This is a genomic window from Streptomyces sp. NPDC033845 (genome assembly GCF_055576225.1).
Map to the genome: position 1 here is coordinate 89741 of NZ_JBVIRI010000011.1, position 12736 is coordinate 102476.

Sequence of the window (12736 nt, forward strand, 5' to 3'; positions counted from 1 at the left end):
GGACGGCGGGGAACGGCGGCCGGTGCTGGTGGTGATGGGGGTCTCGGGCACCGGGAAGTCGACCGTCGGCCGGCTGCTGGCGACCGCCCTGGGACTCCCCTATGCCGAGGGCGACACGTTCCATCCCCCCGCGAACATCGCGAAGATGGCCGCCGGCACCCCCCTGGACGACGCGGACCGGTGGCCGTGGCTGGACGCCGTCGGCGGCTGGGCGGCCGGGCCGGGAGCGGCCGGCGGGGTGGTGGCGGCCTCCGCGCTCAAGCGGAGCTACCGCGACCGGCTGCGGGCGGCGGCCCCCGGACTGCTGTTCGTCCACCTCGCCGGGTCCCCCGACCTGATCGCCCCGCGACTGGCCGCCCGGACCGGGCACTTCATGCCGCCCGCCCTGCTGGACTCCCAGTTCGCCGCCCTGGAGCCGCTGGGTCCGGACGAGCCCGGGGTGACGGTCCCCGTCGCCGGCACCGCCGAGCAGGTGGCCGCCCGCGCCCTGGCGGCCCTCACCGGGCCCGGAGCACCGGGCGCGGACGGGAGCGGCCACGGCCACGGCTTCGGGAACAGGCTCGGGAACGGAGGACTCGGGTGATCGTCTTCCTGAACGGCACCTCCAGCTCCGGGAAGTCGAGCATCGCCCGGGAGCTCCTGGAGATCCTGGACGGGGTCTGGTTCCATCTGCCGGTGGACGCCTTCCACGCGATGCGCACCCGCAGGGAACTCCCCGCGGACCAGGTTCCGGCGATGCTCCGCCGGACCTGGGAGGGTTACCACCGGGCCGTCGCGGGAATGGCCGCCGCCGGGAACCACCTGGTCGTGGACCACGTACTGAGCGAACCGTGGCGGTTGCGCGACTGCCTGGAGCTGTTCGACCCGGCGGAGACCGTGCTGGTCGGCGTGCACTGCCCGCCCGAGGAGCTCGCCCGCCGCGAACGCCTCCGCGGGGACCGGCCGGCCGGACTGGCAGCCGCCCAGCTCGACCGGGTCCACGCGCACGGACTGTACGACCTCAGCGTGGACACCGGCGCCCTGTCCGCCGCCGAATGCGCCCGCCGGATCCGGGACTTCCTGCCGTCCCGGCCCCGCCCCACCGCCTTCGAGCGGCTGCGCCAGGCCGGTCAGGCCGGTCAGGCCGCGGCGTCGGACACGGCGGTCGCCGCCGGGTGGTCGGTGTAGCCGTCGGGGCCGCCCCCGTACACCCGCTCGGTGGCCGGACCGGCGAGGGGGACCCCGGCGCCACGGCCGGCCCGGCCCGCGCTCAGTCGGTCGGGACGCAGAGCACCGGCAGCGGGGACAGGTGCAGCAGCTTGTGCGGGGTGGAGCCGAGCAGCGCCCCCCGGATCGGGCTCTCGCCCCAGCTGCCCACCACGATCACCCGGCCGCCGTGCCGGGCCGCCGCGTCCAGCAGCGCCTGGGCCGGCTTCTCGTCCACGATCTCCACCGCCGAGGGGACCCCGGCCGCGTCCGCCGCCTCCACCGCGTGCGCCAGCGCACTGCGCCCGGCCTGCCGGATCGCCTCCTGGTGCGAGCGGTACTCCTCGCCGAGGGCCCCGGGGGCGGCCGCCCCGTAGACCAGCACCAGGGGCTCCCCGAAGGCGGCCGCCACCTCGATGGCGACCCGCAGGGCCCGCTCCGCGCCCGGGGACTCGTCGTAACCCAGCACCACCGACATCTCAGGACTCCCCGTTCCCCGTCTTGCCGGGGCTCCCGGCCTTGCGCCCGGCACGGACCAGGGCCGGATCCGCGACACCCCGGCGCTCCCGCCAGAACACCCCGGACCGGATCCTCCAGAACACCATCAGCAGCACCCCGAGGAGGGCGATGCCGATCCCGATGACCAGCGGCGGGCCGAGCCCGAACCAGGACACCCCGCTGTAGGAGTTGGCCGGGTCGGACATGTCCTGCACGGACTCCACCAGCAGCCAGGCCAGCAGGGCCGCCCCGACCAGCGGGCCGATCCCGATGAAGAACAGGTTGTGCAGGCTCTCGGTCAGATGGCGGCGGTAGTAGATGGCGCAGGCCAGTCCGGTCAGCGCGTAGTAGAAGGCGATCAGCAGGGACAGCGCGGTCAGCGAGTCGAAGAGGGCGTTCTCGCTGATCCGGTTGACGATCAGGTACCAGGCGATGGCGATGCCGGCCACCCACCAGGTGCTGACGTCCGGGGTGCGGAACCGCGGGTGGATATGGGCCAGCCGGTCGGGGAAGGCCTTGCGCCGGGCCATCGACAGGGCCGTCCGGGAGGCCGGAATGATGGTGGTCTGGGTGGAGGCCAGCGCCGAGGTGCAGACGGCGAGCAGCACCATCCAGTCCCAGCCGCCCATCACCTCGTGGGCCAGCTGGGCGAAGACCGCCTCCTCCTCGTCCGCGTTGTCGGCGAGGTACTGGGTGCCCGCGTAGCCGACCACCGCGATCCCCACCGACAGATAGGTCACCAGCAGGACCACGGTGGACCAGAGGCCGGCCCGGCCGGGCGCGGTCGCGGAGTCCTTGACCTCCTCGGTGAGGTTCACCGCGGACTCCCAGCCCCAGTAGATGAACACCCCGAGGAGCAGCCCGCCGGTGAGGGCGGCGCCGCCCGCGCCGAACGGGTCGAGCCAGGAGAGGGCGGGTTCGGTGCCGACCAGGGAGCTGGTGCCGGCGTACACCCGGTAGATCGCCACCCCGGCGAAGAGCAGCAGGAAGAACACCTGGGCGAGGATCAGCACGTTCTGTAGATGGGCCGACATCTCGGTGCCCAGCACGCAGACGGTGGTCATGGCCAGGATCACCAGCACCGTGAGGGTCTGCTGGACGGCCTCGTTCTCCGCCCAGCTGTCGAGCCCCAGGGTGAGCAGGCCGAAGTGGACGGCCACGTCGGCGAGGGAGCCGACGACCAGCACTCCGGTCATGAAGATGGCCCAGCCGCCCAGCCAGCCCGCCCAGGGGCCCATGGCGCGGGTGACCCAGGAGAAGGTGGTGCCGCAGTCCTGGTCCACCTTGTTCAGGTAGTAGAACGCGGTCGCGATCAGCAGCATCGGCACGAAGGAGGCGAGCATGATGCCGGGCGCGTAGATCCCGGCCAGCGCGACGATCGGGCCGATCGCGGCGGCCAGCGAGTACGCGGGCGAGGTGGAGTTCAAACCGATCACGAGCGCGTCGAGGAATCCGATCGCGTCGTGCTTGAGCTCGGGATTCCCGGGATCGTCTGGTTCCGCGGGAGCCCGGTCCGCGAGATCGCCGGCCATACCTGCATGGTGGCCCAGCCGGTGCCCGCACGCACGGCGGCGGGGCTCCGCCGACCGGGGGTCGTCTAAAATCGGACCCGCACGGGACCTCCTCGCTGCGCGTTCATGCCGGAGAGGCATTCCTCTTGACCGACTCCCAGTCCCCGTCCCGCCACCGCGCCCGGACGGACCACCGCACCGGCGCCCCCGCCGGCGAGTTCGCCCAGCCGGAGGGCGGCACCCCCGCGCTGCCGCCGGCCGGCTCCTTCGCCGAGCTGGAGCTGCCGGAGGCGGTACGGAGCACGCTGGCGGAGCTCGGGGTGCGGGACCCGTTCCCGGTGCAGGCCGCGACCCTGCCCAACGCCCTGGCCGGCCGGGACGTCCTGGCCCGGGCCCGTACCGGATCCGGCAAGACCCTGGCCTTCGGGCTGGCGCTGCTGGCCCGCACCGCCGGTGCCAGGGCCTCCGCCAAGCAGCCGCTGGCCCTGGTGCTCGTCCCGACCCGGGAGCTGGCCCAGCAGGTCACCGACGCGCTGGCCCCGTACGCGCGGGCGCTGAAGCTGCGGATGGCCACGGCGGTCGGCGGGCTGGCCATCCAGCGGCAGGTGGTGGAGCTCCGGGAGGGCGCCGAGGTGCTGGTGGCCACCCCGGGGCGGCTGAAGGACCTGGTGGAGCGGCGCGCCTGCAAGCTGGACCGGGTCGCCGTCACCGTCCTCGACGAGGCCGACCAGATGTGCGACCTGGGCTTCCTCCCGGACGTCACCGAGCTGCTGGAGATGGTCCGCCCGGACGGTCAGCGGATGCTGTTCTCGGCCACCCTGGACAGCAATGTGGACCTGCTGGTCGAGCGGTTCCTGAAGGATCCGGCCGTGCACTCGGTGGACCCGTCCGCGGGCGTGGTCGGCACGATGGAGCACCATGTGCTCCAGGTGCACCCGGCGGACAAGTACGCGACGGCGACGGAGATCGCGGCGCGGGACGGCCGGGTCCTGATGTTCCTGGACACCAAGGCGGCGGTGGACCGGTTCACCCGGCACCTGCGGGACAGCGGGGTGCGGGCGGCCGCGCTGCACGGCGGGAAGTCCCAGCCGCAGCGGACGCACACCCTGGCGCAGTTCAAGCGGGGCGAGATCACCACCCTGGTGGCCACCAACGTGGCGGCCCGGGGCATCCACATCGACGACCTGGACCTGGTGGTGAACCTGGATCCGCCGGCGGACGCCAAGGACTACCTGCACCGGGGCGGCCGGACCGCCCGCGCCGGGGAGACCGGCAAGGTGGTCACCCTGGTCACCCCGGACCAGCGCAAGGACCTGGCGCGGCTGCTCGCCGAGGCCGGGGTCCGGCCGGAGACCACCCAGGTCCGCTCGGGCGAGGCGGTCCTGACCCGGATCACCGGGGCGAAGGCGGCGCCGGTGACGGTCCGGGGCAAGCAGCCGGAGCGGGCGTTCCGCGGGCTGGGCACCAAGGCCCCCAAGGAGACCCGCAAGGCGGCGGAGGCCCGCAAGACCGCCGAGGCCCGGCGCGCGGCCCGGGTGCGGCGGGGTTCCTAGACGGTCGGGCCCGTCTCACCGGGGGTGTCGAAGGCGAAGGTCCGGAAGGCGTCGCGGAGGCCGGTGAGGGGTGGCGCGTGCGGGGCCGGCGGGGTGAGGAGGGCCGCCCAGCGGCCCAGCCGGGGGGAGATCCACAGGGCGGTGGGCCCGTGGACGGCGTGGTGCACCCAGATGTCCTGGCGCCGGTCGGTGCCGGGGGCGGGCCGCCAGAGCAGGCCGCGGGAGGGGAAGACCTCCCCGGTGCGGATGCGCAGGGAGTCGGCGATCCAGTCCCGGGTGAGCGGTCCGGTGCCGGGGTCGAGCAGGTGCCGGAGGAAGACGGCGGTGTCGGCGGCGGTGGTCCGCAGGGTGGGGGCCAGGGTGGTGTCCGTCATGCCGAGCGGCCGCCAGACGCGTTCCTCGGCGAGTTCGGCGAGCGGCCGGCCGGTGACGTGTTCGGCCAGCCGGGCCAGGGGCTCGTGGTCTCCGGTGCGGGTGAGCAGCTGGTGGGCGGTGGCCCGGCCCAGAGTCGGCCCGTAGGCGGCGAGCGGGGTGTGCAGGCGCAGGGCGCCCTCGTCGACGAGGGTGCCGAGGACCGGCCATACGGCGAGTACGTCGGCGAGGCCGGCGGCCTCGGTGACGGGTCCGCACGGGGGCCGGTCGGAGGCTGCGGGTCCACTGGCGCGGATCCCGCCGGTGTCGCCGACCGCCCAGGTCCCGCCGGGCGGGAGGGGGAGCCGGAGGTCGGCTGGCGCGTTGGTCATCGCATCGGTCATCGTGGGCTCCACGCTAAGCACGCGCCCGGCCCGGCGGTGGGCAGGCGGCCCCCGACGGGGCCGCCCGCCACTCGAATGCGCGCGTGCGGATCGGGCCGCCGGACGGGCGCGGGCCCGTCCGGCGGCGGTGCGGTCGGATCAGATCGGATCAGGTCGGACCAGGTCGTTTCAGATCCGGTCAGGTCCGGTCAGGTGCGGTCGGGGCGTTCGGTGACCCGGAGGGTGTTCAGGAGCGGCTTGCCGAATCCGCTGTGGGTGACGAAGCGGATGTTGAGGGTGCCGTCGGTGACGGTGACCTGGTAGCTGCGGTTCAGTGCCGTGTAGGTGCCGGCCTCCAGGGCGATGTCCAGGGACGGGAGCACCTGGGTGCCCTCGGCGAGGACGTCGAAGACCCGCTTGTTCGGCTTGGTGGAGGCGAGTTCGGCGAAGCCGAGCTCCACCGTGTAGACGCCGTTGGGCACGTTGTCGAAGCGGTACTCGTACATGCCCTCGCGGGCGTTGCGGAACAGCCGCTGGTCGGTGGTGCCGGCGATGGTGCGGCCGGTGGACTTGACCGAGGAGCTGCCCTGGTAGCCGTAGGAGCCGGGGCTGTACTTGCGGTCCGGGGACCAGGTGTCGCCGAGGGCGTCGGGTCCGGGGTAGTCGGAACCGGCGTCCAGGGCGGCCTGGTAGCGCGGGACGACCACCTTGACCGGGACGGTGAGGACCGGGCTGCGGCCGCTCACCGAGGTGATCCTGAGGCCGGTGGTGAGGACGGTGCCGGGGGCGATCCCGGTGGTGTCCACGGCCAGGGTGACGGTGGCCTTGGCGCCCGTGTCGATCCGGCCGGCGGCCGGGGTGGCGGTGAGCCAGGCCGCGTCCTCGGTGACCTGGTAGTCGGTGCCGAGGCCGGGGTTGGTGAGCTCCAGGGTGCGGGTCCGCTGCTGGGCCGGGGTGACGACCAGTTCCACGGCGGGCGCGGAGGCGGTGACCTTTCCGGTGCGCAGGCTGCGGGTGAGGCCGGTGACCTCGGCGGCCTTGACGTCCAGGGCGGTCTGCGCGGTCTCGTAGGCGTTGGCGGTGACCGTCGCGGTGGTGGCGCCGGCCGGGTACTGGATCACGTAGCCGCCGTCGGCGGCGGTGGTGGCGCTGATCGCGGCGGTGCCGGTGCCGACGGTGACGGTGGCCCCGGCCACCGCGGCGCCGTCGTTGGCGTCCAGGACGCGGCCCGCGACCACACCGCTGCGGGTGGTGCGGAAGGCCACGGACAGTCCGTCGGTGAGGACGGGGGTGTTGAAGGAGTACTTGAAGGCGTCGGTGCCGGTGGCGTTCTCCACGCCGATGGTGGCGGAGGAGCCGCCCTTGATGCCGGTGCCGCCGGTGCCCTTGTAGTGGTAGGTGACGGAGCCGTCCTCGCCGAGCACGGCGGAGAAGGAGAACTTGTCGGCCTGGGCGGACCAGTGCGCGACCTCACGCCATTCGACCACCCAGCTGCGGTGCGGGGCGGTGCCGATGACGGAGGTGTAGATGCCGGAGCCGGTGTCCGCGGCGCCGACGACCAGGTCGTCCCAGAAGGGGTAGAGGGCGGCGTTGGGGGTGGTGGTGCTGGGCACGTCCCCGTTGATGTCCCCGCCCTGGGCGCCGCCGAAGCTGATGGTGCCGTTGGTGCTGATCCAGGCCTGGGCGTACGTCTTGCCGTACAGCGGCAGCGGGAAGGGCAGGTCGGTGCGTTCCAGGGCGGCGTCGCCGGTCAGGGCGATCCGCTGGGTGCCGGCCCGGTAGGGGCTGTCGGCGGCGGCGCAGGCGTAGCCGTAGCCGTCGGTGCGGTCGGGCAGGGTGATGCTGGTGGTGAGGTCGCCGGCCACGGTGATCCGTGTGGTGCCCGCGGTGAGGCAGCGGGAGGTGTGCCCGGCCTGGAGGTCGTAGCTGCCGTACGGCAGGGTCAGTTCGAAGCGGCCCTGGGCGTCGGCGGTGGCGGTGGCCGGGGTGCCGGGGACGGTCACGGTGGCGCCGGCGGCCGGGCCGCTGGAGGAGGTGACGGTGCCGGTGACCTGGCCGGAGTCGGCCTGGTCCAGGCTGAAGTCGGAGGTGGCGGTGGCGCCTTCGGTGACGGTGGCCTGGGCGCTGCGCTGTCCGTAGCCGAACTTGGCGGCGGTGAGGGCGTAGTCGCCGACCGAGAGGGCGGGGAAGCGGTAGCTGCCGTCGGCGGCCGTGGTGGTGGTGCGGTCGATCGGGCCGTCGGCGGTGACCTGGGCGCCGGCGACCGGGCTGCCGCCGGCCGAGACGGTGCCGGCCAGGCTGCCGACCGCGCCGCGCGGGGCGTTGCGGACGGCTTCCAGGGCGTCGAGCTTGCCTTCGCCGAAGACGTTGTTGTCGGCGTCGGTGCCGCCGCAGGTGGCGTTCGGGGTGTCGACGGCGGTGCCGTCGAGCAGGGCCTGGGTCTGGGCGATGTCGCCCTCCAGGGCGGGCGCGGCCGACCACATCAGGGCCACGGTGGCGGCGGTGTGCGGGGAGGCCATGGAGGTGCCGGAGAAGGCGTCGTAGCCACCGGGGACGGAGGAGCGGATGTTCACTCCGGGGGCGGCGAGGTTGGGCTTGATCCCGCCGCCGGCTGCCGCTCCGCGCGAGGAGAAGGAGGCGATGGTGCCGTTGATGTCGAAGGCGCCGGAGCTGTAGGAGCCGGCGTAGTCGCCCGGGGAGCCGCTGGTGTTGCAGCCGGGGCCGGAGTTGCCGTTGGAGAAGGCCGGGAAGATGCCGGCCGCCCGCCAGGTGTCGACGATCTCCTGGTACCAGGAGTCACCGCCGGGCCCGCCCCAGGAGTTGTTGACGATGTGCGGGGCGAGGTCGGGGCGCGGGTTCTGGCCTGCCAGGTCGGTGGGGGCGACGATCCACTGGCCGGAGGCGAGCAGCGAGGCCTCGGAGCAGGAGTTGGTCTCGCAGCCCTTGGCGGCGATCCACTGGGCGCCGGGGGCCACGCCGATCTTGTTGGCCCCGCCGTCGTCGCCGACCATGGTGCCCATGGTGTGGGTGCCGTGGTCGTTGTTGTCGCAGGGGGCGGCTCCGGCGCAGATCCCGGCCGGGTCGAACCAGTTGTAGGCGTGGCTGTAGCTGCCGTCGGCGTTGCGGCCGCGGTACTGGGAGGCCACCGCGGGGTGCTGGTAGTCGACCCCGCTGTCGATGTTGGCGACGACGATGCCCTCGCCGCGGACGCCGAACTCGTCCCACACCTGGGGGGCCTTGATCCGGTCGATGTTCCATTCGACGGCGTCGGCGGCGGCTTCCCGCTTGCCCTCGACGGGCTTGGGGAGGGCGACCTTGTCGTCGGCGTCGATCCGGGAGACCTCGGGGCGCTGGGCGAGGGTGCCGGCGAGCTTCTCGCTGCCGACCACGCGGACCGCGTTGACGATCCAGTACGAGGTGTATTCGGCCTTGACCCCGTCCAGGGCCTTCTTCAGTTCGGCCTGGCTGCGGTCGGCGTGGGACTTCTTGGCCTGGTAGACCGCGGTGGCCTTGCCGGCCCGGGTGGTCTGGCGGCCGGCCGCGGTGAGGTCGGCGGCGCTGTCGAGGTAGACCCAGAAGACGGCCTTGCCGTTCTCGTCGAGCTGTTCGCGGAGCTGGGGCTCGATCTTGCGTTCGGCGGCGGTGGGCGCCGGGCCGGGGGGCGGGGCGGCGGCGGCCGCGCCGATGCCGGCGGGGATCAGCAGGAGCGAGGTGAGTGCGGCGAGTGCCGCGCGTAACGGTCCGTTCCGTTGGGCCACGTGGGGTCTCCTCGTACGGTTCGTGCACATGTTGCGTTGAGCGGGTGCATGCCATGTGCGTGACGTGTGCGCGTCATGGTGAGTCATGGTCCGGCATCCGGACAAGAGCGCCTCCCGGCCAGCGCGGGCGCGCCGGGTGGCCCGGCCGGGCCGGCGCGGCAAGATGGGGTGCATGGCCCCGACCGGTGTCCCCGATGTCCGGCTGTCCTCGGCGCGCGGGCGGTGGATCCTGCTCGCCACCGTCCTCGGCTCCTCGATGGCCCTGCTCGACTCGACCGTGGTCAACGTGGCGCTCCCCCGCATCGGCCGCGACCTCGGCGCCGACCTGGCCGTGCTCCAGTGGACCGTCAACGCGTACATGCTCACGCTGGCCGGGCTGATCCTGGTCGGCGGGGCCCTCGGCGACCGCTACGGCCGGCGCCGGATCTTCGTCCTGGGCGTGGTCTGGTTCGCCCTCGGATCGCTGCTCTGCGGGCTGGCCCCGAACGCCGGGGTGCTGATCGCCGCACGCGCCCTCCAGGGCATCGGCGGCGCCCTCCTCACCCCCGGCTCGCTCGCCCTGATCCAGGCCTCCATCCACCCCGACGACCGGGGACGGGCGGTCGGGCTGTGGTCCGGGCTCGGCGGGGTGGGCGCGGCCGTCGGACCCTTCCTCGGCGGCTGGCTGGTGGACGGGCCGGGCTGGCGCTGGGTGTTCCTGCTGAACGTGCCGCTGGCCGCCCTGTGCGTACCGGCCGCGCTCCGGCACGTACCGGAGTCCCGGGACCCGCACGCGCACGGGCGGTTCGACGTGGCCGGGGCCGCACTCGCGGCGGCCGCGCTGGCCCTGCTGACGTACGCGCTGATCGAGGCGCCCTCGGGATCGGCCGCGGTCCCGGTGACGGCGGTGCTCGGAGTCCTGGCGGCCGTGGTGTTCGTGCTGGTCGAACGGCGGCGGGCGGACCCGATGGTGCCGCCGGGGATCTTCGCCTCCCGGCAGTTCACCGCGGTGAACCTGGTGACCCTGTGCGTGTACGCGGCCTTCGGCGGGTTCTTCTTCCTCGCCGTCCTCCAGCTGCAGGTGGTGGCCGGCTACTCGGCGCTGGCCGCCGGGGCCGCCCTGCTGCCCACCACCCTGCTGATGCTGCTGCTGTCCGCCCGCTCGGGGGAACTGGGCGAACGGATCGGGCCCCGGCTGCCGCTCACCGTCGGACCCCTGCTCTGCGCCGCCGGAATGCTGCTGATGCTGCGGACCGGACCGGGGGCCGCCTATCTGCCGGACGTGCTGCCGGCCCTGCTGGTGCTGGGGCTGGGCATGGTGACCCTGGTCGCGCCGCTGACCTCCGCGGTGCTGGCCTCGGTGGAACCCGGGCGGGCCGGGCTGGCCAGCGGGGTCAACAACGCGGCGGCCAGGGCGGCCGGACTGCTCGCGGTCGCCGCACTGCCGCTGCTCTCCGGCATGGGCCCCGAGTCGTATCTGGACGCGGAACTCTTCGACTCCTCCTTCCGGCGGGCCATGCCCTGGTGCGCGGGGGTGCTGGTGGCGGGCGCCGCGCTGGCCTGGGCCACCGTGCGCGACCCGGCGAAGGGGGAACCGCATCCGCACCCCCAGTGCCAGGTGCAGTGCCCGCTGACCGCCCCGCCGCTGGAACCGTCCGTGGAACCCCCGCCGGAGGAGGCGGGCCGCTGACCCGGCCCGTACCGTGAGGAGGGGATCCGGGGGGCTTGCTGCGGAGGTGCCATGGCCGACCGGGAGACCGCCGAGGTCCTGGAACTGATGAGACGGGCGGTGACCCGCAACGACGCGGCCGCCATGCGCGAGGCCGTCCGACGGCTGTTCGCACACGGTCCGGACGGACTGTCGGCGGAGGCCGAGTACGGCATCCGGCACCCCGACTACGTCCTGGAGCTGCCCCAGTCCGGCGAGCGGATCCGAGGCCGTGAGGCGATGCGCCGGATGCAGGAGGAGTACCCCGTGCCGCCCTCCGTGACGATCCGGCGGGTGACCGGCGCGGGCCCGGTCTGGGTCATGGAGGCGGTCGACGACTACGCCGGCGAGCAGTGGCACGCGGTGGCCGTGTTCGAACTCGACCAGGAGGGCCGCATCCTGCGGGACACCCGCTACTACGGGCGCCCCTTCCCACCGGACCCGGCCCGGGCCGCGCTCACCGAGCCCCTCGGCTGACCGGCCGGCGGGCCCGACACCATGTGCTGGAGCGCGACGGCGGACCTGACGGCGGGAACCGCCGTGGGCACGGGGTACTGCTGGCCGCCGGCCCCCGTGCACCCCGGCGGCTGTTGTGGCCGGTGGCGGCCGGCCTGGCCACGGCCTCGGTCCTGGCGTACGGACTGTCCCGGCACCCGGTGACGGCCGAGGTGCGCGGGCACCGGATGGGCTGGATCCTCGACGTCCCCGCCGGACCGCTGGTCACCGTCGGCTACCTGTTCGCCACGGTCGGGGCCCTGCTGCTGTCCGGGGACCGGACGGTACGCCTGCTGGGGGTGCTGACCGGGGTCGGGGCGGTGGTGTGCGCGGCGCTGTGGCGGCTGGAGTTCGTGTCCACCTGGTGCGCGCTGGCGGCCGTGCTGTCGGTGCTGCTGCTGCGGCGCTACTGGTTCTGGCCACCGAGCACGAACAGCAGGTAGACGAAGAAGGCGAAGAGGTGGCCCACGAAGAGGTAGGCGATCAGCCGGATGATCAGCCCGCGCGGGAACTTCGACTCGTTGCTCGATCCGGCCTCCGAGGTGTCCGAGGCGTACGGCAGGTGCTTGGCGTCCGGGGTCAGGGGCGGGGTCAGGTCCGGGGTGTCGGCGGGCATCGGGGCTCCTTCGTGGCAGGGACGGCGGCGGGCGGTGGCGAGCGGCGGGCAGCGGTGGTGACGGGCCGTGTTCCTCAGGGGTGGCCGCCGCCGCCGAGGCAGACCCCGGCGAGGCTGCTCTGCAGCAGGGTGTGGACGAACAGCAGGTCGGAACCGGCCGGGCCAGCGGCCCCGATCCGGTGCGGGGTCAGGGAGTCGAAATGCGCGCTGTCCCCCGGCTCCAGGAGGTGCTCGGTCTCCCCGAGGTGCAGCCGGAGCCGCCCGGTCAGCACGTACAGCCACTCCTCGCCGGGATGGACCCGCACCAGGTCCCCCTGGCCGCGGCCGGCCGGGACGTGCACCCGCAGGGCCTGCATCCCGCGCCCGGAGCCGCCGGCCTGCCAGTAGGTCCAGCCGTCGGACTCCCGGGCGCCGGGGCCGCCGGCCCGTACGATGGGGTCGGGCGGGCCGGCCGTCTCACCGAGCAGTTCCGAGACGGTCGTACCGTAGGTGCGGGCGAGTCCGAGCAGCAGCGGCAGCGAGGGCTGGCGGCGGCCGGTCTCCAGCCGGGAGAGGTGCGCCGGCGAGAGCCGGGCCCGGGCGGCCGCGGCCTCCAGGGTCAGTCCGGTGCGGCGGCGCAGTTCGCGCAGTTGCGGGGCGACACTGGGCAGCTGCTCGTCCCCGGGAGCGGTACTCATGTCCTCGATTGAGCCAGATCTT

12 protein-coding genes are annotated in these 12736 nt (G+C 74.1%); 6 read left to right on the top strand and 6 right to left on the bottom strand.

Features of this window, described 5'->3' with window-relative positions:
- Nucleotides 1-34: 34 nt before the first annotated feature.
- Together ACZ50K_RS23510 and ACZ50K_RS23515 are read left to right on the top strand one after the other, a co-directional pair.
- Complete coding sequence (locus ACZ50K_RS23510) at nucleotides 35-583, top strand: gluconokinase (RefSeq protein ID WP_468906663.1); 549 nt, start codon at nucleotides 35-37, stop codon at nucleotides 581-583.
- Complete coding sequence (locus ACZ50K_RS23515) at nucleotides 580-1167, top strand: chloramphenicol phosphotransferase CPT family protein (RefSeq protein ID WP_468906245.1); 588 nt, start codon at nucleotides 580-582, stop codon at nucleotides 1165-1167. Before ACZ50K_RS23510 ends, ACZ50K_RS23515 begins: the two co-directional genes overlap by 4 nt.
- Before the next feature lie 82 nt (nucleotides 1168-1249).
- Here ACZ50K_RS23515 and ACZ50K_RS23520 read toward each other — a convergent pair whose 3' ends face one another.
- Together ACZ50K_RS23520 and ACZ50K_RS23525 are read right to left on the bottom strand one after the other, a co-directional pair.
- Nucleotides 1250-1663, bottom strand: coding sequence for a universal stress protein (locus ACZ50K_RS23520; RefSeq protein ID WP_468906247.1), 414 nt, complete (start codon nucleotides 1661-1663; stop codon nucleotides 1250-1252).
- Between the two features lies 1 nt (nucleotide 1664).
- Complete coding sequence (locus ACZ50K_RS23525) at nucleotides 1665-3215, bottom strand: APC family permease (protein ID WP_468906249.1); 1551 nt, start codon at nucleotides 3213-3215, stop codon at nucleotides 1665-1667.
- 125 nt (nucleotides 3216-3340) lie between these two features.
- Here ACZ50K_RS23525 and ACZ50K_RS23530 point away from each other — a divergent pair, with 125 nt between their 5' ends.
- Nucleotides 3341-4747: a DEAD/DEAH box helicase gene (locus ACZ50K_RS23530; RefSeq protein WP_468906251.1), complete on the top strand. Its 1407-nt coding sequence runs from the start codon at nucleotides 3341-3343 to the stop codon at nucleotides 4745-4747.
- Here the strand turns inward: ACZ50K_RS23530 and ACZ50K_RS23535 are convergent.
- Together ACZ50K_RS23535 and ACZ50K_RS23540 are read right to left on the bottom strand one after the other, a co-directional pair.
- Nucleotides 4744-5490: a serine hydrolase gene (locus ACZ50K_RS23535; protein WP_468906253.1), complete on the bottom strand. Its 747-nt coding sequence runs from the start codon at nucleotides 5488-5490 to the stop codon at nucleotides 4744-4746. The genes ACZ50K_RS23530 and ACZ50K_RS23535 overlap by 4 nt on opposite strands.
- A 200-nt stretch (nucleotides 5491-5690) precedes the next feature.
- The gene (locus ACZ50K_RS23540) at nucleotides 5691-9239 is read right to left on the bottom strand and encodes a S8 family serine peptidase (RefSeq protein ID WP_468906255.1); all 3549 of its coding nucleotides are present in this window, start codon (nucleotides 9237-9239) and stop codon (nucleotides 5691-5693) included.
- A gap of 172 nt (nucleotides 9240-9411) precedes the next feature.
- On the opposite strand from ACZ50K_RS23540, the gene ACZ50K_RS23545 reads away from it, so the two are divergent.
- Genes ACZ50K_RS23545 through ACZ50K_RS23555 form a run of 3 tightly spaced genes read left to right on the top strand, consistent with a single transcriptional unit; the run spans nucleotide 9412 to nucleotide 11864 of the window.
- Nucleotides 9412-10908 (top strand): MFS transporter, encoded by a 1497-nt coding sequence (locus ACZ50K_RS23545; protein WP_468906257.1) that lies wholly within the window; start codon nucleotides 9412-9414, stop codon nucleotides 10906-10908.
- A gap of 51 nt (nucleotides 10909-10959) precedes the next feature.
- Nucleotides 10960-11403 (top strand): hypothetical protein, encoded by a 444-nt coding sequence (locus ACZ50K_RS23550; protein WP_468906259.1) that lies wholly within the window; start codon nucleotides 10960-10962, stop codon nucleotides 11401-11403.
- 23 nt (nucleotides 11404-11426) lie between these two features.
- Nucleotides 11427-11864, top strand: a complete 438-nt coding sequence (locus tag ACZ50K_RS23555) for a DUF6629 family protein (RefSeq protein WP_468906261.1) — start codon at nucleotides 11427-11429, stop codon at nucleotides 11862-11864.
- Here the strand turns inward: ACZ50K_RS23555 and ACZ50K_RS23560 are convergent.
- Together ACZ50K_RS23560 and ACZ50K_RS23565 are read right to left on the bottom strand one after the other, a co-directional pair.
- Nucleotides 11828-12037: a DUF6126 family protein gene (locus ACZ50K_RS23560; RefSeq protein ID WP_468906264.1), complete on the bottom strand. Its 210-nt coding sequence runs from the start codon at nucleotides 12035-12037 to the stop codon at nucleotides 11828-11830. The genes ACZ50K_RS23555 and ACZ50K_RS23560 overlap by 37 nt on opposite strands.
- Nucleotides 12038-12111: 74 nt before the next feature.
- On the bottom strand, nucleotides 12112-12714 hold the full coding sequence (locus ACZ50K_RS23565) for a helix-turn-helix domain-containing protein (protein WP_468906267.1): 603 nt from the start codon (nucleotides 12712-12714) through the stop codon (nucleotides 12112-12114).
- Nucleotides 12715-12736 lie beyond the last annotated feature (22 nt).

What these genes read in the sequence shown, in the direction of transcription:
- ACZ50K_RS23545 (WP_468906257.1), top strand. Translation starts at nt 9,412, where the DNA reads ATGGCCCCGACCGGTGTCCCCGATGTCCGGCTGTCCTCGGCGCGCGGG.
- ACZ50K_RS23510 (WP_468906663.1), top strand. Translation starts at nt 35, where the DNA reads ATGGGGGTCTCGGGCACCGGGAAGTCGACCGTCGGCCGGCTGCTGGCG.
- ACZ50K_RS23535 (WP_468906253.1), bottom strand. Translation starts at nt 5,490, where the DNA reads ATGACCAACGCGCCAGCCGACCTCCGGCTCCCCCTCCCGCCCGGCGGG.
- ACZ50K_RS23565 (WP_468906267.1), bottom strand. Translation starts at nt 12,714, where the DNA reads ATGAGTACCGCTCCCGGGGACGAGCAGCTGCCCAGTGTCGCCCCGCAA.
- ACZ50K_RS23560 (WP_468906264.1), bottom strand. Translation starts at nt 12,037, where the DNA reads ATGCCCGCCGACACCCCGGACCTGACCCCGCCCCTGACCCCGGACGCC.
- ACZ50K_RS23520 (WP_468906247.1), bottom strand. Translation starts at nt 1,663, where the DNA reads ATGTCGGTGGTGCTGGGTTACGACGAGTCCCCGGGCGCGGAGCGGGCC.
- ACZ50K_RS23550 (WP_468906259.1), top strand. Translation starts at nt 10,960, where the DNA reads ATGGCCGACCGGGAGACCGCCGAGGTCCTGGAACTGATGAGACGGGCG.
- ACZ50K_RS23525 (WP_468906249.1), bottom strand. Translation starts at nt 3,215, where the DNA reads ATGGCCGGCGATCTCGCGGACCGGGCTCCCGCGGAACCAGACGATCCC.